Genomic DNA, 23,898 nt, shown 5'->3' on the forward strand with positions numbered 1-23,898 from the left:
TGTCTGGGCGGGTACGCTCAGTATCACATCATGCCCCGACATCCCGCCGGTAAAAGACCGCCAGCCCGGCGCCCACGGTCAGGGCGACGAAGGCGGTGTAGAGGGCGAAGCCGCCGAGGTGGCCGTCCGGCGACAGGACGGACAGGCCCGCGACCGTCGGCCAGATCTGGGCCACCCATTCCGGCAGCAGCCGGAGGATCGCGATCACCAGGACCGTGGCCGAGACGACGATGATGACGCCGCCCGCCGTCGAACGGACCAGGAACCCCATCGCCAGCCCGAACAACCCCAGCATGCCCAGGTACAGGCCCGCGCCGAGGACGGCGCGCAGCGCCCCCGGGTCGCCCAGGGCGGCGTGCGGCAGGCCCGAGACGGCGAAGACGCGCTGGCCGATCAGGAAGGAGGCCACGGCGGTCAGGAGTCCGGCGGCCGTGCCCAGCGACGCCACCACGGCGCACTTGGCGGCGAAGAGGCGGCTTCGGCCCGGGACGGCCATCACGCTGGTCCTGATGGTGCCGCCGGCGTACTCGGAGGTGACGGCCAGCACGCCCAGCACGCCGATCGCGACCTGGCCGAACAGCAGGCCGCCCTGGAGGCTGGCGGCCACCGGCTCCAGGCGCTCGCCCTCGTGCGCCGCCTCCGCCGCCGCACCGGCCATGATCACGCCGAGCCCCGCCGTGAGTACGGCGAGGGCGGCCAGGCACCACCAGGTCGAGTGGAGCGTCCGCAGCTTGATCCATTCCGCTCTCATGATCCGAACTCCACACTGTCGGCGGTCAGGGCGAGGTAGGCGTCCTCCAGGGAACCGGTCACACTGGTCATCGGCGTGTCGGCCAGCAGGCGGCCCCGGCCGATGACGATCAGGTGGTCGGCGGTCTGCTCCATCTCGGCGAGCAGGTGGCTGGAGACCAGAACCGTACGGCCCTCGGCGGCCAGCCCGCGCATCAGGCCGCGGATCCAGCGGATGCCGCCCGGATCCAGCCCGTTCACCGGCTCGTCGAAGATCAGCACGCCCGGGTCGCCCAGGAGCGCCGCCGCGATGCCGAGCCGCTGGGACATGCCCAGCGAGAACGTCCCGGCCCGCCGGTCGGCGACGCCGTCCAGGCCCACCTGCTCCAGGACGGCGGTGACGCGCGTGTCGCGGATGCGGTTGCTCGCGGCGAGCATGCGCAGGTGGTCGCGGGCGCTCCTGCGCGGGTGCGCGGCCCGCCCATCCAGCAGGGCGCCGACCTCGCGCAGCGGCGCGGGTAGCTCGTGGTAGGGCCGCCCGCCGACGGCCGCCCGCCCCGAGCTGGGACGGTCGAGGCCGACGATCATGCGGATCGTCGTGCTCTTGCCCGCGCCGTTCGGGCCGAGGAAGCCGGTGACGACTCCGGGGCGGACGGCGCAGGTCAGGTCGTCCACGGCGGTGGCGCGGCCGTACCTCTTGGTGAGTCCTTCCAGGGTGATGGTCTGGTTCATGGGAGAGATTCCAGCGTCGCGGGGCCGTCGGGCAGAAGCTCGGAAAGTGGTGACACCTGCGACTTTCGTAGGGTCCGGTGCGGGCGGTGGCGGCCTAGGGTGAGGGCGTGCTGATGCGCGTCGTGATGGCCCTCGCCGCCCTGATGCTCTCGCTCCACGTCGTGGGCACGCTCGGCCCGCCGTGGCCGGTGGCCGTCGCGCTGGTCGCGTCCGGGCCGGTCCTGCTGATCCGCTCGCCTCTCGTGGTCGCCTGGGCGACGGTGGGGGCGGCCCTCGTCCACCTGTTCGCGCCGCCGGTGCACCTGGAGATGATCCTCTGGGCGCCGCCGGCCGCGCCGTTCGCCGCCTATCTGGCGCTGCGGCACGCGCCCCGCAGCCCGGCCGCGGTGGTGCCCGTCGCGCTGTTCACCGCGCTGGCGGCGTGGTGGGGGCCGACGTCGGAGTTCGGGATCCGCACCGTGCTGCTGACCGCGGCCGCGGCCGTGCTCGGCCTGTACCTGTCCACGCGCGCCAACCTGCTCCGGGCGCTCACCGACCGCGCCGAGCGGGCTGAGCGCGAGCAGCACCTGCTCGCCGAGCAGGCCAGGGGAGAGGAGCGGGTACGGCTCGCCGCCGAGATCCACGACCTCGTCACCCACCGGGTCAGCCTCATGGTGCTCCAGGCGGGCGCCTTGGGCCTGACCGCCGCCGATCGCCCGGCCAGGGAGGCGGCCGAGACGCTGCGCGCCACCGGCTGCCAGGCGCTGGAGGAACTGCGCGAACTGGTCGGCGTGCTGCGCGCGCCGTCGGCGCCGGTGCGTGGCCAGCCCGAGGTGCCGCTCCTGCCCGCGCTGGCGGAACTGGTCGAGGGCTCGGGTCTGCGCGTCGGGTTCGAGGCCGACGACGCGCTGGTCTCGCCGGTCGTCCTGCGTACGGCGGAGCGGGCCCTGCAGGAGGCGCTGACGAACGTGCGCAAGCACGCGCCCGGCGCCGAGACCACGGTACGGCTGCGCCGCAGCGGCGACCGGGTGCGCATCACGGTGGCCAACTCCGCCCCCGCCGGTCCCGGCGACCCTGAGCTCGCGGCGGCCGGCTCCGGAACCGGCCTGCTCGGCCTGCGCGAGCGCGTGGAACTGGTGGACGGGACGCTGGCGGCGGGCCCGTCGGAGGCGGGAGGCTTCGTGGTGGACCTCACCTTGCCGGTGGCGTCGTGATCAGCGTCGTGGTGGTGGACGACGAGCCGATGGTCTGCGCCCACCTGCGCGCGATTCTCGGATCGTCGGGCGAGATCACCGTGGTGGACGAGGCGCACGACGGCGCCGCCGGGGTCGAGGCGGTGGTGCGCCACCGGCCGGACCTGGTGCTCATGGACCTGCGGATGCCCGGTGTGGACGGGCTGGCGGCGATCGCGCGCATCGCCCGGCTGCCCGCGCCGCCGGTCGTGCTGGTGCTGACCACGTTCGACGCCGACCACTACGTGCTGCGCGCGCTCACCTCCGGGGCGGGCGGGTACCTGCTGAAGTCGACGCCGCCCGCCGACCTGATCAACCTGGTGAAGGCGGCGGCGGGCGGCCACACGGTGCTGTCGGGTCCCGCGGCGTCCCGGCTGCTGGACGGCGCGGTCCGCCGCCAGGCGGCCCGGCGCAGGCTGGAGGCGCTGACCGGGCGCGAACGGGACGTCCTGGCCGGTCTGGGCGCGGGGCGCAGCAACGCGGAGATCGCCGGAGAGCTGTTCCTGACCGAGGCCACGGTCAAGGGGCACGTCTCACGCATTCTGATCAAGCTCCGCTGCTCGAACCGGACCCAGGCGGGGCTGCTGGCGTTCGAGGCCGGCTTGCCCGATTGAAACTGTACCGGCTGACCGGTACAGTTTTGAGGCGTGCCCAGACCCAGTTCCAAGGAACGGCTGCTCGACGCCGCCGCCGACGTCCTGCTCACCGACGGGGCCGAGTCGCTCACGCTCGAAGCCGTCGCCAAGCGGGCCGGAGTCTCCAAAGGGGGGCTCTTCTACCACTTCCCGACCAAGCAGGCGCTGGTCGGCGGCATGGTCGAACGCCTGACCGCCGCCTTCGACGACGCCCTGGCCGAGGCCGGCGGGCGGCCCGGCGACTACCTGCGCGCCTACATCGAGGCCACCATCCCGGAACGGCCGGCCGCCGCGGCGCCCACCGACCGGGTCACCGTCGCCCTGCTGGCCGGAGTGCTGGTCGATCCCGCCGGGCTGGAGCCGCTCAGGCAGCGCTACGCCGTCTGGCAGGAACGGCTGGCCGACGACGGAATCGACCCGGCGGCCGCGACGGCCGTACGCCTGGCCGTGGACGGATGGTGGGCGGCGCGGCTGCTCGGACTCGGCGAGCCAGGACCCGACCTGCACGAGAGTACCCGCCGCCACCTCCTGGAGATGATCGACCGTGCTGCGCGCGACTAAGGCCCTGATGCTCGGCACCGACGTCGGCTTCGTCGTCTACTTCAGCGTGACGGGCCTCGGGCTGATCCCGCCAGAGTGGGCCTTCGCCGACTACGCCAACCCGCTCATGGCCGACTGGAACTGGTCGTTCCTCTGGATCGACATGCTGGCCAGCGCGACCGGGCTGACGAGCCTGTGGCTGCTGCGCGGGAGCGTGCCCCGGCCGGGCGGCCCGCCGCTCATGCTGGTCTCGCTGGTGCTGACCATGGCCTCGGGGCTGATGGCGATCGCGTTCTGGACGCTGCGCGGCGACTTCTCCCCGGCCTGGTGGATTCCCAACCTCTACCTGATGCTCTTCCCGATCCCCGCTATCGCCTGCCTGATCACGGTACGTAGGATCGAGGCATGACGGAGCGCAAACCTGTTGGCATGCCCTTCGAGTCATGGATCGACCGGCAGATCCGCGAGGCCGCCGAGCGTGGCGAGTTCGACGACCTGCCGGGCACGGGCAAGCCGATCCCCGGCGCCGGCCGGCCCCAGGACGACAACTGGTGGATCAAGAACAAGCTCGCCGAAGAAGGCCTGTCGATGCCGCTGCCGCCCAGCCTCGCGCTGCGCAAGGAGGCCGACGAGGTGCTCGAACTGGCGTTGGACGCGGGCTCCGAGGGCGAGGTGCGCGACCTCGTCCAGGGGATCAACGAGAAGATCAACAAGGCGATCAAGCGGGGCGCGGGAGGGCCGCCGGTCGACCTGTTCCCGTTCAACGTCGAGCGCGTGGTGCAGCGCTGGCGCGAGGCCCGGCGGTAGGTCTCGTACCCTGGTGTGCGTGAAGAGGCAGATGATCAAGGCGCTGGTGTTCGACGTCGGTGAGACGCTCATCGACGAGACCCGCATCTGGAGCCGCTGGGCCGACCGGCTCGGGGTGACGCGGCTGACGTTCATGGGCGTGCTCGGGGGCGTGGCCGCCCTCGGCCGCTCGCACCGCGACGCCTTCCAGATCGTACGGCCCGGCCTCGACGTGGACGCCGAGATCGCCGCCTGGCGGCGCGACGACCCGGACGGACTGCGCAACAACTTCGACGCCGACGACCTCTACCCGGACGTACGGCCCGCGCTCCGCGCCCTGCGCGCGGCTGGCTACCAGGTGGTGATCGCCGGCAACCAGCCCGTCGAGGCCTACGACGCCCTCGTGGCCATGGACCTGCCCGCCGACTCCATCCACACCTCCGACGGGTGGGGCGTGGCCAAGCCGGCGCCCGAGTTCTTCGCGAAGGTCGCCTCCGTGGCCGGGCGCGAACCCGCCGAGATCCTGTACGTCGGCGACCGCCTCGACAACGACGTGCGCCCGGCGGGCGCGGCGGGCATGCGCACCGCCCTGCTGCGCCGCGGCCCATGGGGACACCTGCACGCCGACCGGCCCGAGGCGGCCGACGTGGCCGACCTCGTCGTGAACGATCTCCAGGCGCTGCTGCCCGCCCTCGCTCAGCGGTCGGGCTCGATGTGAACGGCACGCTCCTCGGCTGACAGATCCTCGCCGGCGTCGCCGCCCCAGTCCTCGCCCACCTCCTCGCCGTCGACGTCGGGCCCGAGCCCTTCGTCGGGCGCGGTGAGGCGGTGGTCGGCGCGCGGCTCGCGGCCGGGGCCGTCGGGCAACTCTCGCCGGAGCCGCTCGTCGAGCGTGTCACCACGCCCCGGGTCGTCCTCCCGGATCTCGTGGTTGGCGCCGAGGTCGTCGTTCCACTCCTCGACCTCTATGCCCTGCTCGTCGCTGTATCCGTAGCGGTCCGGTGTTTCGGTCATACGCGCTCCCTACCCACGCAACCCCCGAAAACCAGCGACTTGGCCCCCCAAAGCCCCTGGGACAACCCATCCTTGCCCATCCAGCACACCTTGGGCCGGACCGACCTGGGAGCTCGTGCGCGGCGCGGCTATCCAGGGCCGGCGTGGGAACCCGCCGTCGGGTCCCCACGGGGTGGCCGATGGGTGCGGCCGTGGACGGGCGGGGGTCAGCGGCCGATGGCGGCGCCGATGATCGAGCGGGGGTCGGCGGCGCCGGCGAGTACCCCGTCGGGCCGCACGTCGATCAGGTGCGCGTGGCCGAACCCGGTCCCGTACGGCCGTTCCACCACCGGGTGACCCAGGGCGGCCAGCCCGTCGCCCCACGCGGTGCCCGCCTCCACCTCCACCGCCATCTCGTCGGGCGCGTCCCACGTGTCGAACCCGGTGGTCCCGCCGAGCTTCCAGCGCGGTGCCGAGATGGCCGTGCCCGGCGCCTCGCCGTACCGGAGCAGGCGGGTGATGACCTGCAACAGGATCTGCGGCTGCGCGTCGCCGCCCATGGTGCCCACGACCGTGCGCAGCGACCCGCCGGGGCGGGTGATGAGGGCGGGCGTGAGGGTGTGGGGCGGGCGGCGGCCGGGCGCGTACTCGGCCGGATGCCCCGGCGTCAGCGAGAACCCGATGCCCCGGTTGTGGAGGTTGATCCGGGTACGCGGCTCGAAGACCATGCTGCCGAACCCCGAGGCGTTCGACTGGATGAGCGAGACGCCCATGCCGTCGCCGTCCACCGCGCACAGGTAGGTGGTGTCGCCGTCCGCGGCGGGGACGCGCACCTTGCGGCGCGCCGCCGGGTCCACCAGCGCCCGCCGGCGCGCGATCTCGTGCTCGCCGAGCAGGTCCTTGGCGTCCTCGTGCAGTACGGCGAGGCGGTCGTGACCGGCCGCCCGCGCCGCCTCCGCCAGCAGGTGCGCCCATGCCGAGCGGGCAGGTGCGGACGGCAGGTCCAGGCCGTCGGCGATGCCGAGGGCGAGCAGCAGCAGGTAGCCCTGGGAGTTGGGCGGGGCGGACCAGACGTCGTGCCCGAAGGCCCGCACGCGCAGGGGGTCCACCCAGTCGGCGTTGACCCGTTCGAAGTCGGCCGCGGTGTATTCGCCCGCGCCCATCTCCAGCAGGCCCTGGCCGAACTCGCCGAGGTAGAAGCCGTCCCTGCCCGAGCCGGCGATCGCCTCCAGCGCGCGGCCCACGCCGGGCCTGCGTACCAGGTCGCCCTCGGCGGTGACACCGGCGAAGTCGCCGCCGCCGGGACGCGTGGCCGCGGCCTTCGCCCCCTGCAGCATCAGCGGCGAGGCGGGGAAGCCGTCCTTGGCCAGCCGGATCGCCGGGGCGAGCACGTCGGCCGGCGGCAGCCTGCCGTACCTGCCGTGCAGGGCGATCCACCCGTCCACACAGCCCGGCACGGGCACGGACCTGATGTCGTGCAGGTGCGGCATCCTGGTGCGCCCCTCGGCGCGCAGCCGCCCGGCGTCGGCGCCGGATCCGGCGCGGCCGGAGGCGTTCAGCGCGCTCACCCGCCCGTCGTGGACGAGCGCGAACAGGTCGCCGCCCATGCCGCACATATGGGGCGCGGTGACGGTCAGGACGGCGTTGGTGGCGATGGCGGCGTCGGCCGCGGAGCCGCCCCGGTCGAGCATGGCGATCCCGGCCGCGGAGGCGAGGTGGTCCACGCTGCACACCATGCCGGTGCGGGCATATCTGGTGTTCTGCACGCCTAGAGGGTACGCCCGCGCGGGGTGCCGCCGGGGAAGGAGCTCCAGCTCATGGGCGGTCAGATGAGGGTGAGCGGGAGATCCCGGGCGACCAGGGCGGCGTAGTGGCCGTCGGCGGCGAGCAGTTCGTCGTGGGTGCCGAGTTCGGCGACGCGGCCGTGGTCGAGGACGGCGATCTGGTCGGCGTGGCGGACCGTGGAGAGGCGATGGGCGATGGTGATCGTGGTACGGCCCTCGGCCAGCGTGTCCAGGGCCTCCTGGACGGCGCGCTCGGTCTGGGTGTCGAGGGCGCTCGTGGCCTCGTCGAGGATGAGGACGGGCGGGTTGCGCAGCAGCGTGCGGGCGATGGCCAGGCGCTGCTTCTCGCCGCCGGAGAAGCGGTAGCCGCGCTCGCCGACGACCGTGTCGTACCCCTCGGGCAGGCCGGAGATGTGGTCGTGGATGCGGGCCGCGCGGGCGGCGGCGACCAGTTCCTCGTCCGTCGCGTCCGGCTTGGCGAAGCGCAGGTTGTCGGCGATGGAGGAGTGGAACAGGTAGGTCTCCTGGGACACCACGCCGACGGTGGCGGCCAGCGACTCGAAGGAGAGTTCGCGCACGTCCACGCCGTCGATGGTGACGCGGCCCGAGCTCACGTCGTACAGGCGCGGCAGCAGGTAGCTCAGCGTCGTCTTGCCCGAGCCGGTCTCGCCGACGACGGCCAGGCTGCCGCCCGCGGGGATGGTCAGGTCGATGCCGGTCAGGGTGGGGGCGTCGCCGTACGAGAAGGAGACGTGCTCGAGACGCACGTCGCCGCGCGGACGCTCCAGCGCGCGGGTGCCGGGGGTGATGTCGACAGGCAGGTCCAGGTACTCGAAGATGCGGCCGAACAGCGCGAGGGAGCTCTGCACCTCCACGCCCGTGCGCATCAGCGAGAGGGCGGGGCGGAACAGTCCCGCCTGAAGCGTGGTGAACGCCACGACGGTGCCGATGGAGACGGCTGACGTCATTCCGGACACCCAGTAGATGACCGCGGGCATCGCGGCCATGACGATCTGGATCGTGGACTGCCGCCAGCGCCCGGCCATGCTCGACTGCACGCCGAGGTCGGCCAGCTCGTCGGAGGCGCGGGTGAAGCGGCCGGTGAGCTCGGGCGACTGGCCCATGGTGCGGCCGAGCAGGATGCCGCTCACCGACAGCGACTCCTGCACCATCGACGACATCGTGGCGAGCTTGCGCTGGCGCTGGGCGGTGATGCGCTTGCGCTCCTCGCCGACCTTGCGGCTGATCCACACGAACAGCGGCAGCAGGACGAGCGAGGCGGCCGTCAGCCGCCAGTCGAGCACGAGCATCGCGACGAAGCTGGCCACGACGGTGGTGAGGTTGGAGACGATCGAGGTCGCGGTGCTGGTGACGACCGCCTGCATGCCGCCGATGTCGTTGGCCAGCCGCGACTGCACCTCGCCGGTGCGGGTGCGGGTGAAGAAGGCCAGCGACATGCGCTGCAGGTGGGAGTAGACGGTGGTGCGCAGATCGTGCATGACGCGCTGGCCGACGCGGGTGGAGATGAGCGTCTGCACCACGTCGAACATGCTTGTCGCGACCGCCACGGCCAGCATGCCCAGGACGAGCAGGGACAGCAGCCCGACCGCGCGCGAGGGGATCGCCACGTCGAGAACCTCGCGCAGCAGGAACGGCGAGGCCAGCGACACCAGCGAGGAAAGGAAGATGAGGCCGAGCACGACGCCCAGCTGGCCCCGGTAGGGGCGGAAGAGTCGGATGATGCGCCGCAGGGGCGCGCGGGGTTCCTCTGTCATAGGGCTCCTTTTCAGATGTTCACTCAAACGGAGGTTACCTCATATTCATTCCAGCGAACAGTGAGATAAGCTCAGCGGGGTGAAGGACGCCACCGAACTGCTGGAACTCGTGCACCGGATCAGCCACCGCTTCCGCCGCGGCTACCGGACCGGCCTGGAGCCGCTCGGCCTGAGTCCCAGTCAGGCGCGCGCCCTGAAGGTCCTCATGGAGGCCGGGCAGCCGCTGAGGATGGTGCAACTCGCCGAGGCGCTGCGCATCGCGCCCCGCTCGGTCACGCCGGTGGTCGACGCGCTGGAGGAGGCCGGGCTGCTACGCCGCGAGGTCGACCCGGCCAACCGCCGCTCGACCCTGGTCGTCCTCACCGAGGAGGGCCGCGGGGCCTTCGTACGTGTGCAACTGGTGCGCTCCGAGGTCGCCGCCGACCTCTTCGCCCCCCTGTCAGCCGACCAACGAGAAACCCTCCGCGACCTGCTCACCCTCGTAGACGAACCCTAGCCACCCAACCCCACACCGCCACCCGCAACACCACCACCGGCAACACCACCGCCTGTAGTGCCACCGCCTGTAGTGCCGCGGACGTCAGTGCTGCCCGCAACACCATGGACGGCAGTGGCGCCGTTGGCAACGCCGCAGTCCGTGACGCCGTGGACGTCAGTGCTGCCGCCGACAATGCGGGAGCCCGCAAGGTCGCCGCCGCTGTGGGTGCCTCGCCGGCGTTGCCGTCGCGGTGCTTCTGAGCGGGTCACGTGCGCTGCGCATGGTGGGGACGCCGGGCATCTGGGTGGGTGGGGTCCATGCCGCCGTCCACGTCAGCCCGCGTGACGGCGGTGGGGCTAGCCCGGGTCGTGGTGGTGCCGGTAGCCCAGGTGGTGGTGTGGGGGAGGTGCGGGTTGCCCGGGTGGTGGTGTGGGTTGCCCGGGTGGTGGTGTGGGTTGGCTTGGGTGGTGGTGTGGGTTAGTTGGCTTTGTGGTGGTCCAGGAGGATTAGCGGGACCGTGGCTACGGCTAGGGCGGCGCCGATCCATACGACCGAGGTGAGTCCCGCTCCCGCGTTGAGTGCGACTCCGGCCAGTGCGGGGACCAGGCTGATGCCTAGCTGGAAGGCGGAGACCGTGGTGGCTCCGGCCAGTGTGGGGGCCTTGGCGGCCAGGGTGAACACGCGGCCGTAGATGGCGGGGTTCAGGATGAATCCGGCGATCCCGAGTACGAGGACGAGCGCCACCACGGCCACCACGTTGCGGGACAGGAGTGCGAGCAGGGCGGAGGCGGCGGCGATCCCCACCGCTCCGGCCAGCAAGGCCCGCGTGGGCTTGCGGTCGGCGATTCTGCCGCCCATCGACAGTCCGGCGAACGCGCCCACGCCGAACAGGGTGAGGATCGCCGGGACCCACACGGCCGGTACGCCGGTGATGCCGGTCAGGAACGCCGCCAGGTAGTTGAACGAGATCATGTAGGCGGCGGTGCTCAGCAGTGTGATGGCGAAGATCACCCACAGCTGGGGGCGGCGCATCGTGCGTAGTTCCGCCCGCACACTGGGTACGCCGCTCGCGCTCGTCGCCGGCAACGCCACCATGGTCAGGACCGCGGCCGCGATGGTCAGGGCGGCTACGGCCCAGAAGCCGCCCCGCCAGCCGGTGAAGTAGCTGAGCAGCGCGCCCGCCGGGCCGCCGGCGATCATCGCGATGCTGAGCCCGCTGACCACGACGCCGGACGCGCGGGCGGTGCGGTCGGGCGTGACCAGGCTGATCGCCGTCACCGCCGCGACCGCCCAGTACCCGGCGTAGGCCAGCCCGCAGATGAAACGCGTCACCACGATCACCGCGTAGTCGTCGGTGACCAGCCCGATCGCCAGGCAGACGGCGAAGACCGCTTGGGTGGCCACCAGCGTGGTCCGGCGCGGCCAGCGCAGGGTCAGGATGGCCAGCGGCGGCCCGCCCACCACGACCCCGGCGGCGAACGCCGAGATCAGCCCGCCTGCCGCCGACAGCGAGATGCCGAGGTCGGCGGCGATCGCCGGCAGAACTCCCGCGAGCAGGAACTCCGCGCTGCCCATCGCGAACAGGCTGAGCGCCAGCAGGTACACCCCGAGCGGCAACCGTCCCCGGACGGGCGGCGCCTGGGTCTCGACGCTCATCGCGCGGGCCGTTCAACGGAAGCAGCGAGCGAGAGAGGCGTGGTGAACGCGGATCGTTCGACGCAGCAAGTGAACGCGCGAGGGGAAGTGAACGCGGGGTGCTCGACGGAGGAGGGGAACGCGGCAGACGCAGCGGGCTCGGGGCGTTCGGGAGGGGTGGTGGATGCGGGTCGTCCGGGAGGGGACGTGAATGTGGGCATGCGAAAGTTCTCCTTCGGGGTGGGAGGCGCCGGCCCGCGAAGAAGGGCGGGCCGGGGATCGGCGTGGGATGGCCCGGTGGCGATCACCTCTGGCCCGATGGTGCGGCTCTCACCAGCCGCATGGCAACTTTCGTTGCTGTTTCCGGGACGGCCCCGCTCAGGCCGCGATGACGGTGGCCAGGCAGGGCGGGCCGGAAAGGAGGGCGGAGTACGGGTAGCGGCCGCGGGCGTCGAAGACGGCGAAGTCGGCGCGGGCGCCCGGGGCGAGGATGCCCAGGCGGCCGGGGCCCGTGTGCATGCCCATCGCCCGCGCGCCGCCCAGCGTGGCGGCCTCGACCAGGCGCTGGTCCAGGCCGGGCGGGCGCTGGCCGCGGCCGCGGACGTAGTCGCGGATGGCGCGGGCCTGGTCGAGCGGGGAGCCTTCGCCGCGGGTGCCCAGGGCGAGCAGGTTGCCCTCGTCGAGCAGGGCGAGTGCGTCCTCGGGGCGTTCGCGCAGCAGCGACGGGCAGACGGCGGCCACGCTTCTGCGCAGGCGCAGCAGTTTGCGCTCGCCGGGGTCGAGCGGTCCGGCGCAGGCGACGTGGCAGTGCGGGCCCAGGATGCCGGACTCGTCCAGCACGGCGGCGCTGTGGCGGTCGAGGTCGACGAGGACCCGCAGGCCGAAGGTCCTGGCGAGCACCGCGAGGTCCTCCAGGACCAGCGGGTCGCCGGTGTGCGCGGCCATCCCGACCGTGAAGGCCACCTCGCGGATCGCGGTGATGAGCGCGTCGCGGCCGGTGTCCTCCCAGGTCTCCTCCGACTCCGTCTTCACCGCGAGGTAGGTGACGCCGCGCAGCGCGGGTACGGCGGCCGGGTCGGCCAGGCCGGTGACGACGGTGGCGCGGGCGGTGACGCCGGGAGGCGGGGAGACGGCGGGGGAGCAGGCGTCCACGAGGCCGGGTGTGATCATGCCCTTCCAGCGGACCTCTTCGACGGCGGGGTGGGCGGCGAGCACCGACGTCCTCGGCCCCACCTGGAGCACCCGGTCGCGACGGACCGCGACGGCGCCGTCGCGGATCGGTTCCGCGCAGATGGGCAGCACCAGAGGTGCGGAATGCACGACCACAGGCGCGGGCGCGCGGCTGCGAAGGACTCTTGCGGCACGCGCTCCTGCCGGCATCAACTCTCCCGTCGGATCTTCTCCTTTTGGCATTAAACGGCAGCTTGGGCTGCGTATGCAATTAGACACGGGGGCGATATCTGCCAGATAGTCGGGCCAGTTTTAGGCCAAGATGCAGGGCGAGTCGTTCGCCGCCGTCCTTGAGGTCGGTTTGGGCGAGTTCCTCGACGCGCTGGAGCCGGTAGTACAGGGAGGTCCGGTGCAGCCGCAGGACGCGCGAGGTGGCCACGGCGCTGCCGGCCAGGTCCAGATAGGTCTCCAGCGTCTCCAGCAGCGGCAGGTGCTGGGGGTCGGCCAGCAGGTGTTCGAGGCCGGGGTGGAGCTCGTGGTCGGGTAAGCCGGTCAGCAGCCGGTAGACGCCCAGCCGCGCCCACTCGGCCGAGGGGCCCAGGCCGGGGACGCGGGCGGCGGTCTCGGCCGCGTGCAGGGCCTCGGTGTAGGAGCCCGCCGCGTCGGCGAGCGCGGGCCGCGTACGCCCGACCCCCACCACCACGGGTACGGCCAGCGCCGCGTGCACGTCCTCGGCCGGGACCGCGGGCCCGGCCACGAGCAGCACGCCGTGGTCGTAGCGGACCAGGTGCAGCGGATGGTGCCCGGACAGCCGGCGGCGCAGGGTCAGCAGCCCCTGCTCCAGCGCCATCCGCAGCGGTTCGTCGGGTTCGGCGGCCATGGGCCTGGCCACCAGCGCGGTCACCGGCTGTCCCTGCGGGAAGGCGCCCGCCTCGATGAGCTGGCGGGCCGCGTCGCGCTCGCCGAGCAGGACGCCGGTGACCGCTTCCAGCTCGCGGTGCGAGGCGAGCCCGGAGGCCAGGCTCTCGTGGAACAACGCCAGGGCCAGCAGGGGAGCCGAGGAGGCGGCCAGGGCGATGTCCGCCTCGGTCATCTCGGGCTCGGCGTCGATGAACCAGAGGAAGCCGAGCAGGGCGCTGCCGTGCCGTACCGGGACGCAGACGCGCGGCAGCAGGCCGAGCGGGGGCGCGCCCGGGGTGCGCAACGGGGCGGCCGCGTCGTGGATGCCGGCGGCGCGCAGCCAGGAGCGGACCTCGGGGGTGGTGTGCCGGCGCAGGATGGAATCGCGGCGGATGTCGTCCATCGCGCCGCTCTGCTCGCTGTAGGCGACCACCCGCTGCAGGCGGTCCTCCAGGAGGAGGGGCCGGTCGAGGCGGGCGGCGAGGTCGTCCACGATGCGTTGAAGATCAGCCACCGGTCACCAGGCGATTTCGACATTTGTCGGATAGGAAGTGATGGCTCTTCCCTACAACTGATCGGTGATCTCCGTCAATAACGTATATACCGTCCAATCCGTGAATCTCCCGAAGAAGCTGCTTAAAGGCCTTTTAGCGGGCATCGTGCTCGTCCCGCTGGTCTGGACGGCCACCCCCGCTTCCGCAGCACCTCCCACCGACCCCGAGCACCCCTGGCGCCAGGACCACTGGCCGCAGACCCAGCCCTGGCAGCGCGACGAGCCGGAAGGGGCGCAGGCGCTCCGCTCGCGTCCCGGCGACGGCCCGCTCAAGCCGATCGACCCGCAGAACTGGGAGAACCCGGACCACATGACGTGGGCCGACTACAAGAAGCCTCCCGGCACCAAGTGGAACGACCCGAACGTCAAGGGCTCCAAGCGCACGTTCAAGGGCGCGCTGGTGCTGCTGGACTACCCCAACCAGCCGTTCGTGGTGACCCAGCCCAAGGGCTCGACGGTCTACAAGAACCCCAGCGCCGAGGCGCACGACGTGCCGCGCGGCCAGGTCGCCAAGTTCTACCAGGACTTCCTCAACACCCCGAACGCCCTCAACAAGGGGCACACCATCCACGAGTACTGGATGGAGGACTCCGGTGGCCGCATCGGGGTCGAGCTGACCGGTTTCGGCCCGTACACGCTGACCGGCAAGGACCACGAGTACGCCATGGAGTTCCAGGGCGGCACCGGCTGCCCGGCGGGCGACAGCTGCAACAAGAACCTGCGCACCGAGGGCAACGCGCTCTGGATCGGCGACATCGGGCCGGAGGAGGCCGCGAAGTTCGACTTCATCTTCTACCTGAGCGCCGGCCAGGACGAATCGGCCACCTGGCAAGAGTTCGGAATGATGAAATTTCCGACCAAGGAGGATGTGACCGAGGAGTTCGGGCCTGACGACCCCAGCCTCCCCAACTGGGTCAGGACCCGCTACGTCGAGTGGACCTCCTGGCAGGCCGGCTCCAACTTCTGGCCCAACGCCCGCTTCGGCGTCGACTCCGTCCAGGCCGAGAGCTCCGGCATGGCCGTCTACGCCCACGAGCTGAGCCACATCTTCGGCATCGCCGACAACTACAACAACCCGTACGGCGTGCCGCCCAGAAGGGCGTACACCGGCATCTGGGAGATGCTCAGCCGGGGCAGCTTCAACGGACCCGGCGGCCCGCACAGCCGCTGGCTGATCCCGCCGACCTCCGGCGCGTCCATGGGCGCCCAGCACATGCTCCGCAACAAGATCAAGCTGGAGATGGTCGACGAGGCCAACGTGCTGCGCCTGTCGCGCGAGGCGCTCGACGACTCCGGCCTGGTCACCGCGAAGATCACCGCCCGTACGGTCCAGCCGGGCCCGGCCGGCCTGTCGGGCGTCAACCTGCAGTTCGACACCGGCGACAAGTCGCCCGCCTGCGACCCCGCCCAGAACCCGCTGTGCGACGGCGGCGGCTACGAGAACTACACCGTCGAGGTCGTCGACAGGATGGGCACCGACTCCTTCACCCCCGACTCCGGCGTGCTCCTGGCCAAGACCAAGAACGAGGACCGCGCGCCGTTCGAGTGGGTGGTGGACGCCAACCCGCAGGACATCGGCATGACCGACTACGTCCTGCCCGACGGCACCAAGGTCCCGATCACGATCGGCGACTACCGGCAGCTGTCCGACGCCCTCTTCCACGCCGGAACCGACTCCGGCAGCGAGTACGAGTTCGTCGACCAGGCCAACCGCCTGCACTTCTACGTCACCGACGTCAAGCGCGACCGCAAGGGCGTGCTGTCCTACACGGTCGCCATCCGCTCCCTCGACGGCGCCGGCCCGCAGAAGCGCGGCGTCAAGGTCCTGCCCGCCATCGGCCTGCCCGCCGCCAAGGGCGTGTCCACCTGCAAGTTCCCGCTGTTCAACACCGGCAGGGCCGCCCCGGCCGCCGGGCAGCACCCCGAGGACGTCAGCGCCTACCTCAACGGTGACGTCTACCGCCTGAAGGCCGAGGTCCAGGGCCGCGGCTGGAGCACCCAGCTGCCCAACGCCCTGGCCGCCGTCGACTTCGGCAAGAACGAGCTCGTCACCGTCAACGCCGTGCGCGGCGACGGCGGCAGCCGCCTGGCCAAGGTCAAGCTCACCGCCACCTCGGAGAGCGACCCGGCCAAGACCGTGACCGCCACCTGCCAGGTGATCGGTCTCTGACCCTGTGATGGGGTACGGCCGGCTCCGGCCGTACCCCATCTGCCGGGCCGGGCCTCTGGCGCCAGCCGTACAGAATCAGCTTGAATCAGCCCCGAAGGGGGTGCTTCTTGACTGGCCCGCTGCGGCTGCCCGACGAGCCGATGCCCGAGCCCAAGTCGAGAAGGCGCAGGGTCCCGCTGGCCGCGCCCGTCGCGGCGGGAGTCGCGGCGGCGGCGGCGAGCATCCTGGCGGCCTCTCTTGAATGGGAGATCCCGCCGATAGCCAAGATCGGTGTCACCGCGACCGCCGCGCTTCTGGTGGGCCTGACCACGTGGGCCACCACCGAGGGCGGCGTGCGCCCGCGCCGGCAGCGGCTGATCGCCCCGGACGCCCCCGGACGCGCGCCCGACCAGTGGCCGCCGGTGCCCGAGCACTTCACCGGGCGCGCCGAGTCGCTCAACGAGCTGCGCTCGGTCTTCGCCGGGCGCAGGAAGCCGAGCGAGCTCGCGCCGCCGCTGGTCGCCTCCGTGTACGGCAGGGGCGGCGTCGGCAAGTCGGCGCTGATGGCCAGGTTCGGGCACGAGGTCGCCGGCGGCTTCCCCGACGGCAGGCTCTACGCCGACTTACGCGGCGTGGGCCCCGACGAGGTGCTGATCGGCTTCCTGCGCGCGCTCGGCGTCCGTCTCACCACCGACCCGGGCGGCATGGAGGAGCTGCGCAAGCTCTGGCTCACCTGGACCAAGGGCCGGCGCATCCTCATCGGCCTGGACAACGCCGACGACGGCGAGCAGGTCAAGCCGCTGCTGCCGGCCGACCCGGGCTGCGCCGTCATCGTCACCTCGCGCCACCCGCTGTTCCTGATGAACGCGATCGACTTCCAGTTACCGGTCTTCAGCGAGGCCCAGAGCGTCGAACTGCTGGCCCGGCTGGCCGGCGGCGCCCGGGTCGTGGACGACCTGGAGTCGGCCAAGAAGATCGTCGGCATCTGCGACCACCTGCCGCTGGCGATCGGCATCTGCGGCGCCCGGCTGGCCACCCGCTCCACCTGGTCCTTACGCGAGCTGGCCGGCCGCCTGGCCGACGAGCGCCGCCGCCTGGACCAGCTGGAGCTCGCGCCGAGGGTGGACAAGAGCGTGCGCGCCTCCGTGCAGCTGAGCTACGAGGACTGCACCGGCATCCAGCGCCGCCTGCTGCGCATGCTCTCCGGCCTGACGGCCCCCGACGTACCCGGCTGGGTGGCCGGCGCGCTGCTGGACACCTCGGAGCTCGACGGCGGCGACCAGCTGGAGGCGCTGATCGACGCCCAGCTCGCCGAGTGCTCCGGCACCGACGCGACCGGTGTGATGCGCTACCGCCTGCACGACCTGGTCCGCCTGTTCGCCGCCGAACTGCCGGAGGAGCGCCGCGGGCCGGCGACGGAGCGGGTGCTGAGCGGCTACCGCCACCGCGCCGAGGCCGCCGCCCAGGACCGCTGGCCGCAGGACTGGAGCAGGGGCGGGCGGCGCTCCAGCGCCGAGGGGCAGTCGCAGGCGGCCGACTGGCTCAACGCCGAGCGGCTCAGCATGATCGCGATGATCCACCACGCCCGCGAGCTGGAGTTGTGGGAGCAGACCTGGGCGCTGGCCAGGGCGTTCTGCTCGCTGTGCCACTCCCTGCGCGCCTACTGGGCCGACTGGCGGGCGGTCGCCGACATCGGCCACGAGGCGGCGCTGCGTACCGGCGACCGGCGGGTGCTCGGCATCGCGCTGCTCGACCGCGCCGCGGTGGCCGGCGGCGGCAGCACCGCCGACGCCGAGACGGCCCTGGAGATCTTCACCGAGCTCGGCGAGGCCTGGTGGTCGGCCCGGTGCCGCCGGACCATCGGCATGATCCTGTACACCGGCGGCAACCTCGACCGCGCCCAGGACTACCTGCTCGAAGCGATCGCCGGCTTCCGCGACGTGGACGACCTCTGGTGGATGGCCCGCACCCAGCGCAACCTGGCCGAGCTCCGCCTCGCCGAGCGCCGCACCGCCGAGGCGCGCGAGCTGCTGGAGGACGCGCTGGAGGTCTTCGAGCGCGAGGGCAACCGCTACTCCGAGGCACAGACACTCCGCGTGTACGGCGAGGCCCTGGCCGCCCAGGCCCGCGGCCTGCGCAGGGAGGGCGAGGCCAAGGCGGCGGCCGAGCACTTCACCAGGGCGGGACTCAGCCTGGACCGGGCCACCGAGATGTTCAAGCAGCGGGGCGAGCTGTGGGAGGTGGCCCGCTGCCTGCGCTCGGCCGGAGAGGTGGGCAACCCGGCCAACGGCCTGGTCGAACTGGACCACGTCCGCGAGTCCGGCGACATCCTGGCCGCGCTCGGCGACTCCTGGGGCGTGGCCCGCAGCGCCCAGTCGGCCGGACGCGTCCTCGGCCGCATGGGCCGGGTCCGCGAGGCCCAGGACGAGCTGCGCCGCGCCTACGCCGCCTTCGAGGAGCTGGGCGAGCGCTGGCGGATGGCCCAATGCCTGCGCTATCTGGGCGAGGCGCACCTGGACGCCGCCGAGCGCGAGGCCGCGGTCGAGCCGCTGGAGCGGGCCAGGGAGATCTACCGCAGCCTCGGCAACGAGGCGGGCACGCGCAGGACGCTCGAACTGCTCAGGCGAGCGGCGTCCTGAGCAGTTCTCCCGCGGTCTGCCTGGCCTCGTCGATGCTCTGCTCGAAGAGCTTGCGCACCTGCGCGGCCTGGGCGGCCAGCTCCCTGATGTGCGCGCGGGCCAGGTCGTCGCGGACCGTGTCGGCGATCAGGGCCTGGTAGTCGGGCGTCCTGGCGGCCAGCGCCTCCAGGCGCAGATGCGCGTGGTAGACCTCGTCGGCCTTGCGTACCTGCAGGGCGTACTCCTCCAGGCGGCGTACCCGCTTCGACAGCGACGTCCAGGCGGCGTCCAGGGCGCTGCTGTAGGGCTTGAACGCGTCCTCCAGCGCCGAAGGCATCAGCTGGGGCACGATCTGGCCGTGCTCGGCGTGCATGGACGAGAGCTTCGCCAGCCGGGTGCCGATCTGCCAGACCTCCTCCGGCAGGGAGACCCGGTTGTTGACCGAGTCGAGCAGCCCGGCCCGTTGCACGTCGGCGGCGAGAATCGTGTCCACGGCGTCCTGCGCCCGGCGCAGCAGCCGCGAGCACGGATAGTCCAGGTCCTGGGGGAGCACGTAGTGGGCGGAGTACTCGTGGGCCAGCCGCAGGCGCCGCCGGGCCGTGTTGTTGGAGATGCCCGTGGCCGCCCAGCGCAGCAGGGCGATCAACCCCATGCCGACGCCGGCCACGATCATCCCCACGGTGCTGGTCAGCACCCAGATCAGCAGCAGGAACCCGGGCAGCACGACGAGCAGGGCCGGGTTGAACGTCCGCTCCATCCGCCGCCCGCGGCGAGCCATGTGGAGCAGGTGCGGGCTGGCCCGGAGCTCGACCGAGATCTCGGCCGGCAGGGAGGGGTCGATGACCAGCCGCGGGGGATGAGCGCGCGGATCCATACGTTCATGTTGCGTTATGAACCGGGAATTCGCTCACATGTAGGTTAATCAGATGAACAGCTGGATTGAGCTACAAGGGGCAGTCAACGCTCGTGACCTGGGCGGGTTGCCGACGCAGGACGGCCGGACCACCCGTTCCGGAAGGATCTACCGCTCCGACAACCTGCAAGGTCTCACGGAGCGTGACGTCTCCTATCTGGTGGGTGAGCTCAAGATCCGGCACGTGGTGGATCTGCGCTCGCACGCCGAGGTCGCGCTTGAGGGTCCCGGCCCGCTGATCCGTGTGGCCGAGGTCACCCATCACCATCTGAGCTTCTTCGCCGAGGGCGGCAAGCACACCGACGTCGAGGCGGACTCCATCGACGCCGACAAGGTGCTGCCCTGGCAGGAGCGCCAGATGGACGAGGAACTGCGTGTCACCGGCTTCTACTTCGGCTACCTGCGCGACCGGCCGGACTCGGTGCTCGGGGCGCTGCGCGCGCTGTCGCTCGACGACGGCGCGGCCGTCGTGCACTGCGCGGCCGGCAAGGACCGCACCGGCGTGGTCGCCGCGCTGGCCCTGGCCGTGGCCGGGGTGACCAGGGAGGCGATCGTGGCCGACTACACTGCCACGGGCGAACGGATGGACCGGGTCCTGGCGCGGCTGCGCGCCAGCTCCACCTACCGCGACGACCTGGACTCGCGCCCGGCCGACGACCACATGCCGCGAGCGCCCTACATCGAGCAGTTCCTCGGGGTGCTCGACGACCGCTTCGGCGGGCCGCTGGAGTGGCTGAGCTCGCACGGCTGGACGCAGGACGACACCGCGGCCCTGCGGGCCCGCCTGCTCTAGGTTCAGCCGAGGTGGGTGAGCATGCCCTGGAGGGAGGACAGGCGCGCGGCCTCGATCACCTTCAGGGCCTCGACCGCGCCCGCCGGGTCCACCGGGGCCGGGCCGCCGTCCCTGAGCGCGGACTCCACGCCCCGGTAGAAGGCGAGATAGGCGCCGGGCGCCGTGGGCAGCGGACGGGCCGCGTCGTCGGTGCCGAGCAGGCCCCAGCGATCCTGCGGCTCGTCGCCGAAGCCGGGCTGGTCCGGGGTGGCCCCGGCGCGCAGCCGGTCCTCCTGGACGTCCAGGCCGTACTTGACGTAGGCGCCGGTCGAGCCCAGTACGCGAAAACGCGGGCCCAGCCGTCCGGTCACGGCGCTCATCCACAGGTGCGAGCGCACGCCGCTGTCATGGGTGAGCGCGACGAAGGTGTCGTCGTCGGAGCCCACACCCTCCCGCCTGGCGTCGCTCTCGGCGTAGACCGTGCGGACCGGGCCGAACAGCTGGAGCGCCTGGTCGACCAGGTGACTGCCGAGGTCGTAGAGCAGGCCGCCGATCTCCTGGGCGCCGCCGGACTCGCGCCAGCCGCCCTTGGGACGGGGGCGCCAGCGCTCGAAGCGCGACTCGAACCTGGCCACCCTGCCGAGCCCGCCCTCCTCCAGCAGGGCGCGCAGGGTGAGGAAGTCGCCGTCCCAGCGCCGGTTCTGGAAGACGGTCAGCAGCAGATTCCGCTCCTTGGCCAGCGCGACCAGCCTGGCGGCCTCCTCGGCGGTCGCGGCCAGGGGCTTGTCCACGACGACCGGCAGGCCCGAGGCCAGGGCCTCGGTGGCCAGCGGGACGTGCGTGCGGTTGGGCGAGGCGACCACGACGAGGTCACAGCGGGGGAAGAGCGACTCGGCGTCGGGTACGGCCGCCGCGCCGTACTTACGCTCCACCTCGGCCGCGCGCTCCGGGTCGCGCGTGACCACGGCGGTCAGGCGCAGGCCCGGGGTGGCGTGGACCAGCGGCCCGTGGAAGAACTGCCCGGCGGGGCCGTAGCCGATCAGGCCAACCTGGATGTCGTCCATGGCCCCAGGCTACTTAGAGATCTTCGTCCCGCTCGGCCAGGAAACGCTCGAACTGCGCCGCCAGTTCGTCGCCGGTCGGCATCGACGACGGCTCGGCCAGCAGGCTCTCCTTGTCGGACCCGGCGGCGAAGGCGTCGTACTGCTGCTCCAGGCCCTCGATGGCGGTGGACAGCTCCGCGGAGCCGCGGATCTGCTCCTCGATCTCCACGTTGGTCCGCTCGGCGGCGTCGCGCAGCCCTTCCATCGGGAAGACCAGCCCGGTGCCGCGGGTGACGGCCTCCAAAGCGGTGACGGCCGCGTGGGGGTACTCGGCCTGCGAGAGGTAGTGGGGCACGTGGACCGCGTAGCCCACCGCGTCGTGGCCCTGCCCGCCCAGGCGGAACTCCAGGAGCGCCGCCATGCTGCCGGGCACCTGCACCCGGCCGAAGTTGCTGCTCTGGGGCCCGATGAGCTCGGGACGGCTGGCGTGCATGGTGATGCCGAGCGGCCGGGTGTGGGGCACGGCCATGGGGATGCCGTGCAAGGTCACGATCTTGCTCACCTTGAGCTCGTCGAGCAGCGCGCCCACGGCCTTGGCGAACAGCTCCCACTCGCGGTCCGGCTCGGGGCCGCTGAGCACGAGGAACTGCGTGCCGGTGGCGTCGGCGGTGGAATACACGGCCAGTTCGGGGCTCTCGCAGTCGACCCACTTGTCGGTGTCGAAGGTCATGATGGGCCGGCGGGAGCGGTAGTCGAGGAGGCGGTCCACGTCGAACGTGGCCACGACCCGGTGCTCCAGCTCGGCCAGGAGATGGCCCAGCGCCAGTCGTCCGGCGCCGCCCGCATCGACAAAACCATCGAAGTGGTACAACAGCACCGGATCGGTCAGCTCGGGCGCATCTTCGGCGAGCTCGTAGAGATCCGTCGGGTCGAACACGGTTGGACAGCCTTTCCCTAGGTACTCTCCACAGCAACCTACGGCGAGCCGGAACGATTCCGTGCAGGGCACCCTATCGAGGCAGAATGGGCTTCATGGACGGGGAGCGGGAGCTCGAGGAGTTCGCCACGAGGATGTTCGATCTGGCCAGGGCAGGGGACGCCGAGACGCTGCGCGCGTACGTGGAGGCCGGGGTGCCGGCCAATCTGACCAACGGCAAGGGCGACACCCTGCTGATGCTCGCGGCCTATCACGGGCACGCGCCGACCGTGCGGATGCTCGCGGAGCTGGGCGCCGACCCGGGGCGGCCGAACGACCGCGGGCAGACGCCGCTGGCGGGGGCGGTGTTCAAGAAGGAGCCCGAAGTGGTCAAAGTGCTGCTGGAAGCGGGTGCGGATCCCAAAACGGGCAACCCATCGGCTATCGACACAGCCCGCATGTTCGGGGTCGAGGATTGGTTGACATAGCCCCCAAGGGCAGAAAATTCGCTATTAATGCGATATGGCCACCCTCCAAGATCATTGCGATCATGTGGTCATGGCTAGAACCTCTGCGCAAGCCACAACCAACCCATCCCTCCGCATCCCCATCCTGCAGTGCCCGTTCGAAAGCGAGGTGAATCCCTACGTCGTGGAGGCCAGCGAAGACAGCTTCGCCTGGCTCCTCGAGTCAGGCATGCTGAACGAGCCTGACATGCTGGAACGTTACAAGAGCGCCAGGTTCGGATGGCTCACCGCCCGAGCCTACCCCCTGGTCGACCGCGACATGCTCAAGCTCCTCATGGACTGGTGCATCTGGCTGTTCGCCTTCGACGACGGCTTCTGCGAGTCGGAGAACCTCAGCCGCCACACCGCGCTCATCGCCAGGGCCCTCCCGGAGATGTTCCGGGTCCTGCACGACATCGAATCCGACGAACCCGTCACCAACGTGTTCGCCAAGTCGCTGCAGGGGCTCAAGGAACGCATCGCCGAGCACGCCGAGCGCGACCAGCTCGACCGCTGGTCCACGGCCACCAAGGAGTACATCTTCGCCCAGGTCTGGGAGGCCGCCAACCGCGAGTCCAACGTCGTCCCCAGCCCGGAGGACTACGTGTTCATGCGCCGCCGCACCGGTGCCATGTACCCGGTCTACGCCCTGATCGACATCGCGGGCGGCCGGCGGCTCACCCCCGACGAATGGCACCATCCCGACATCAGGGCCCTCACCGAGCACGCCAACGACCTCGTGGTCTGGGACAACGACCTCTTCTCCTACGCCAAGGAGAAGAAGCACGACAAGGCCCGGCACAACCTCGTCAACGTGCTCATCACCCACCGCGGCTACTCCCTGCAGGAGGCGCTCGACGAGGTCGCGACCATGCATGATCGCGCCGTCGCCGAGATGGTGCGCCTGCGCGGGTCGGTCGACACCTGGGGCACCCGCGCCGTCCGCGCGTACGTGCAGGGGCTCGAGCACTGGGTACGCGGCCACATCGAGTACTCGCTGGGCAGCGCGAGGTACGTGCACGCCTGGCCGACGGGCACCGAATGGGCCCAGGCCGTCTGA

The 23,898-nt window shown here is 71.8% G+C and carries 22 protein-coding genes and 1 pseudogene; 12 read left to right on the forward strand and 11 right to left on the reverse strand.

Annotation, left to right across the window (positions count from 1 at the left end):
* Window positions 1-28 precede the first annotated feature (28 nt).
* Both ACIBI5_RS01910 and ACIBI5_RS01915 read right to left on the reverse strand, forming a co-directional pair.
* Complete coding sequence (locus ACIBI5_RS01910; RefSeq protein ID WP_397242182.1) at window positions 29-751, reverse strand: ABC transporter permease; 723 nt, start codon at window positions 749-751, stop codon at window positions 29-31.
* 50 nt (window positions 752-801) lie between these two features.
* Window positions 802-1,461 (reverse strand): annotated as a pseudogene (locus ACIBI5_RS01915) (ABC transporter ATP-binding protein); the annotation flags it as partial.
* A gap of 113 nt (window positions 1,462-1,574) precedes the next feature.
* Between ACIBI5_RS01915 and ACIBI5_RS01920 the strand changes: the two are divergent.
* From ACIBI5_RS01920 to ACIBI5_RS01945, 6 genes are read left to right on the forward strand one after another with little or no spacing between them, the layout of a single operon-like run.
* Window positions 1,575-2,654 carry a sensor histidine kinase gene (locus tag ACIBI5_RS01920; RefSeq protein WP_397243763.1) on the forward strand — a complete coding sequence of 360 codons (1,080 nt, stop codon included), beginning with the start codon at window positions 1,575-1,577 and terminating at the stop codon, window positions 2,652-2,654.
* Window positions 2,651-3,286 carry a response regulator gene (locus tag ACIBI5_RS01925; protein ID WP_397100784.1) on the forward strand — a complete coding sequence of 212 codons (636 nt, stop codon included), beginning with the start codon at window positions 2,651-2,653 and terminating at the stop codon, window positions 3,284-3,286. Before ACIBI5_RS01920 ends, ACIBI5_RS01925 begins: the two co-directional genes overlap by 4 nt.
* 33 nt (window positions 3,287-3,319) lie before the next feature.
* Entirely contained in the window at window positions 3,320-3,868 is a 549-nt protein-coding gene (locus tag ACIBI5_RS01930) for a TetR/AcrR family transcriptional regulator (RefSeq protein ID WP_397242184.1), read from the forward strand.
* A complete protein-coding gene (locus tag ACIBI5_RS01935; protein ID WP_397242186.1) occupies window positions 3,852-4,256 on the forward strand; it encodes a DUF5360 family protein in 405 nt (134 codons plus the stop codon). Before ACIBI5_RS01930 ends, ACIBI5_RS01935 begins: the two co-directional genes overlap by 17 nt.
* A 20-nt stretch (window positions 4,257-4,276) precedes the next feature.
* On the forward strand, window positions 4,277-4,654 hold the full coding sequence (locus ACIBI5_RS01940; protein WP_397242188.1) for a DUF1992 domain-containing protein: 378 nt from the start codon (window positions 4,277-4,279) through the stop codon (window positions 4,652-4,654).
* 31 nt (window positions 4,655-4,685) lie between these two features.
* On the forward strand, window positions 4,686-5,351 hold the full coding sequence (locus ACIBI5_RS01945) for an HAD family hydrolase (RefSeq protein ID WP_397243765.1): 666 nt from the start codon (window positions 4,686-4,688) through the stop codon (window positions 5,349-5,351).
* Here ACIBI5_RS01945 and ACIBI5_RS01950 read toward each other — a convergent pair.
* From ACIBI5_RS01950 to ACIBI5_RS01960, 3 genes are all read right to left on the reverse strand, one after another.
* The gene (locus ACIBI5_RS01950; RefSeq protein WP_397242189.1) at window positions 5,330-5,647 is read right to left on the reverse strand and encodes a DUF5709 domain-containing protein; all 318 of its coding nucleotides are present in this window, start codon (window positions 5,645-5,647) and stop codon (window positions 5,330-5,332) included. The genes ACIBI5_RS01945 and ACIBI5_RS01950 overlap by 22 nt on opposite strands.
* Before the next feature lie 206 nt (window positions 5,648-5,853).
* Complete coding sequence (locus ACIBI5_RS01955; protein WP_397242191.1) at window positions 5,854-7,392, reverse strand: gamma-glutamyltransferase family protein; 1,539 nt, start codon at window positions 7,390-7,392, stop codon at window positions 5,854-5,856.
* A gap of 59 nt (window positions 7,393-7,451) precedes the next feature.
* Window positions 7,452-9,185: an ABC transporter ATP-binding protein gene (locus tag ACIBI5_RS01960; protein ID WP_397242193.1), complete on the reverse strand. Its 1,734-nt coding sequence runs from the start codon at window positions 9,183-9,185 to the stop codon at window positions 7,452-7,454.
* A 79-nt stretch (window positions 9,186-9,264) separates the two neighbouring features.
* Here ACIBI5_RS01960 and ACIBI5_RS01965 point away from each other — a divergent pair, with 79 nt between their 5' ends.
* Window positions 9,265-9,681, forward strand: a complete 417-nt coding sequence (locus ACIBI5_RS01965) for a MarR family winged helix-turn-helix transcriptional regulator (protein ID WP_397242195.1) — start codon at window positions 9,265-9,267, stop codon at window positions 9,679-9,681.
* Window positions 9,682-10,140: 459 nt separating this feature from the next.
* On the opposite strand, the gene ACIBI5_RS01970 is transcribed toward ACIBI5_RS01965, so the two are convergent.
* The 3 genes from ACIBI5_RS01970 to ACIBI5_RS01980 form a co-directional block, all read right to left on the reverse strand.
* On the reverse strand, window positions 10,141-11,319 hold the full coding sequence (locus tag ACIBI5_RS01970; protein WP_397242197.1) for a Cmx/CmrA family chloramphenicol efflux MFS transporter: 1,179 nt from the start codon (window positions 11,317-11,319) through the stop codon (window positions 10,141-10,143).
* 357 nt (window positions 11,320-11,676) lie between these two features.
* On the reverse strand, window positions 11,677-12,618 hold the full coding sequence (locus tag ACIBI5_RS01975) for a hypothetical protein (RefSeq protein ID WP_397242199.1): 942 nt from the start codon (window positions 12,616-12,618) through the stop codon (window positions 11,677-11,679).
* Between the two features lie 121 nt (window positions 12,619-12,739).
* A complete protein-coding gene (locus ACIBI5_RS01980) occupies window positions 12,740-13,882 on the reverse strand; it encodes a PucR family transcriptional regulator (protein ID WP_397242201.1) in 1,143 nt (380 codons plus the stop codon).
* Between the two features lie 100 nt (window positions 13,883-13,982).
* On the opposite strand from ACIBI5_RS01980, the gene ACIBI5_RS01985 reads away from it, so the two are divergent.
* Window positions 13,983-16,091, forward strand: coding sequence for a M6 family metalloprotease domain-containing protein (locus ACIBI5_RS01985; RefSeq protein ID WP_397242203.1), 2,109 nt, complete (start codon window positions 13,983-13,985; stop codon window positions 16,089-16,091).
* Window positions 16,092-16,198: 107 nt separating this feature from the next.
* Window positions 16,199-18,709, forward strand: coding sequence for an ATP-binding protein (locus ACIBI5_RS01990; RefSeq protein ID WP_397242205.1), 2,511 nt, complete (start codon window positions 16,199-16,201; stop codon window positions 18,707-18,709).
* Here the strand turns inward: ACIBI5_RS01990 and ACIBI5_RS01995 are convergent.
* On the reverse strand, window positions 18,690-19,562 hold the full coding sequence (locus ACIBI5_RS01995) for a hypothetical protein (protein WP_397242207.1): 873 nt from the start codon (window positions 19,560-19,562) through the stop codon (window positions 18,690-18,692). The genes ACIBI5_RS01990 and ACIBI5_RS01995 overlap by 20 nt on opposite strands.
* 52 nt (window positions 19,563-19,614) lie before the next feature.
* Between ACIBI5_RS01995 and ACIBI5_RS02000 the strand changes: the two genes are divergently transcribed.
* Window positions 19,615-20,394 carry a tyrosine-protein phosphatase gene (locus ACIBI5_RS02000; RefSeq protein WP_397242209.1) on the forward strand — a complete coding sequence of 260 codons (780 nt, stop codon included), beginning with the start codon at window positions 19,615-19,617 and terminating at the stop codon, window positions 20,392-20,394.
* A gap of 2 nt (window positions 20,395-20,396) precedes the next feature.
* Here the strand turns inward: ACIBI5_RS02000 and ACIBI5_RS02005 are convergent, their stop codons facing one another.
* Entirely contained in the window at window positions 20,397-21,437 is a 1,041-nt protein-coding gene (locus ACIBI5_RS02005; protein ID WP_397242211.1) for a Gfo/Idh/MocA family oxidoreductase, read from the reverse strand.
* Window positions 21,438-21,450: 13 nt separating this feature from the next.
* On the reverse strand, window positions 21,451-22,353 hold the full coding sequence (locus ACIBI5_RS02010) for a proteasome assembly chaperone family protein (RefSeq protein ID WP_397242213.1): 903 nt from the start codon (window positions 22,351-22,353) through the stop codon (window positions 21,451-21,453).
* Window positions 22,354-22,448: 95 nt separating this feature from the next.
* Here ACIBI5_RS02010 and ACIBI5_RS02015 point away from each other — a divergent pair, with 95 nt between their 5' ends.
* Together ACIBI5_RS02015 and ACIBI5_RS02020 are read left to right on the forward strand one after the other, a co-directional pair.
* On the forward strand, window positions 22,449-22,820 hold the full coding sequence (locus tag ACIBI5_RS02015) for an ankyrin repeat domain-containing protein (protein ID WP_397242215.1): 372 nt from the start codon (window positions 22,449-22,451) through the stop codon (window positions 22,818-22,820).
* 70 nt (window positions 22,821-22,890) lie between these two features.
* On the forward strand, window positions 22,891-23,898 hold the full coding sequence (locus tag ACIBI5_RS02020; RefSeq protein WP_397242217.1) for a hypothetical protein: 1,008 nt from the start codon (window positions 22,891-22,893) through the stop codon (window positions 23,896-23,898).

It is taken from the genome of Nonomuraea sp. NPDC050540 (assembly GCF_044457485.1).
Taxonomy (GTDB): Bacteria; Actinomycetota; Actinomycetes; order Streptosporangiales; family Streptosporangiaceae; genus Nonomuraea.

Excerpts from the sequence above, each read along its gene's own strand:
- ACIBI5_RS01910 (WP_397242182.1), bottom strand. The coding sequence starts at position 751 with ATGAGAGCGGAATGGATCAAGCTGCGGACGCTCCACTCGACCTGGTGG.
- ACIBI5_RS01920 (WP_397243763.1), top strand. The coding sequence starts at position 1,575 with ATGCGCGTCGTGATGGCCCTCGCCGCCCTGATGCTCTCGCTCCACGTC.
- ACIBI5_RS01940 (WP_397242188.1), top strand. The coding sequence starts at position 4,277 with ATGCCCTTCGAGTCATGGATCGACCGGCAGATCCGCGAGGCCGCCGAG.
- ACIBI5_RS01945 (WP_397243765.1), top strand. The coding sequence starts at position 4,686 with ATGATCAAGGCGCTGGTGTTCGACGTCGGTGAGACGCTCATCGACGAG.
- ACIBI5_RS01950 (WP_397242189.1), bottom strand. The coding sequence starts at position 5,647 with ATGACCGAAACACCGGACCGCTACGGATACAGCGACGAGCAGGGCATA.
- ACIBI5_RS01960 (WP_397242193.1), bottom strand. The coding sequence starts at position 9,185 with ATGACAGAGGAACCCCGCGCGCCCCTGCGGCGCATCATCCGACTCTTC.
- ACIBI5_RS01970 (WP_397242197.1), bottom strand. The coding sequence starts at position 11,319 with ATGAGCGTCGAGACCCAGGCGCCGCCCGTCCGGGGACGGTTGCCGCTC.
- ACIBI5_RS01995 (WP_397242207.1), bottom strand. The coding sequence starts at position 19,562 with ATGGATCCGCGCGCTCATCCCCCGCGGCTGGTCATCGACCCCTCCCTG.
- ACIBI5_RS02000 (WP_397242209.1), top strand. The coding sequence starts at position 19,615 with ATGAACAGCTGGATTGAGCTACAAGGGGCAGTCAACGCTCGTGACCTG.
- ACIBI5_RS02005 (WP_397242211.1), bottom strand. The coding sequence starts at position 21,437 with ATGGACGACATCCAGGTTGGCCTGATCGGCTACGGCCCCGCCGGGCAG.
- ACIBI5_RS02015 (WP_397242215.1), top strand. The coding sequence starts at position 22,449 with ATGGACGGGGAGCGGGAGCTCGAGGAGTTCGCCACGAGGATGTTCGAT.
- ACIBI5_RS02020 (WP_397242217.1), top strand. The coding sequence starts at position 22,891 with ATGGCTAGAACCTCTGCGCAAGCCACAACCAACCCATCCCTCCGCATC.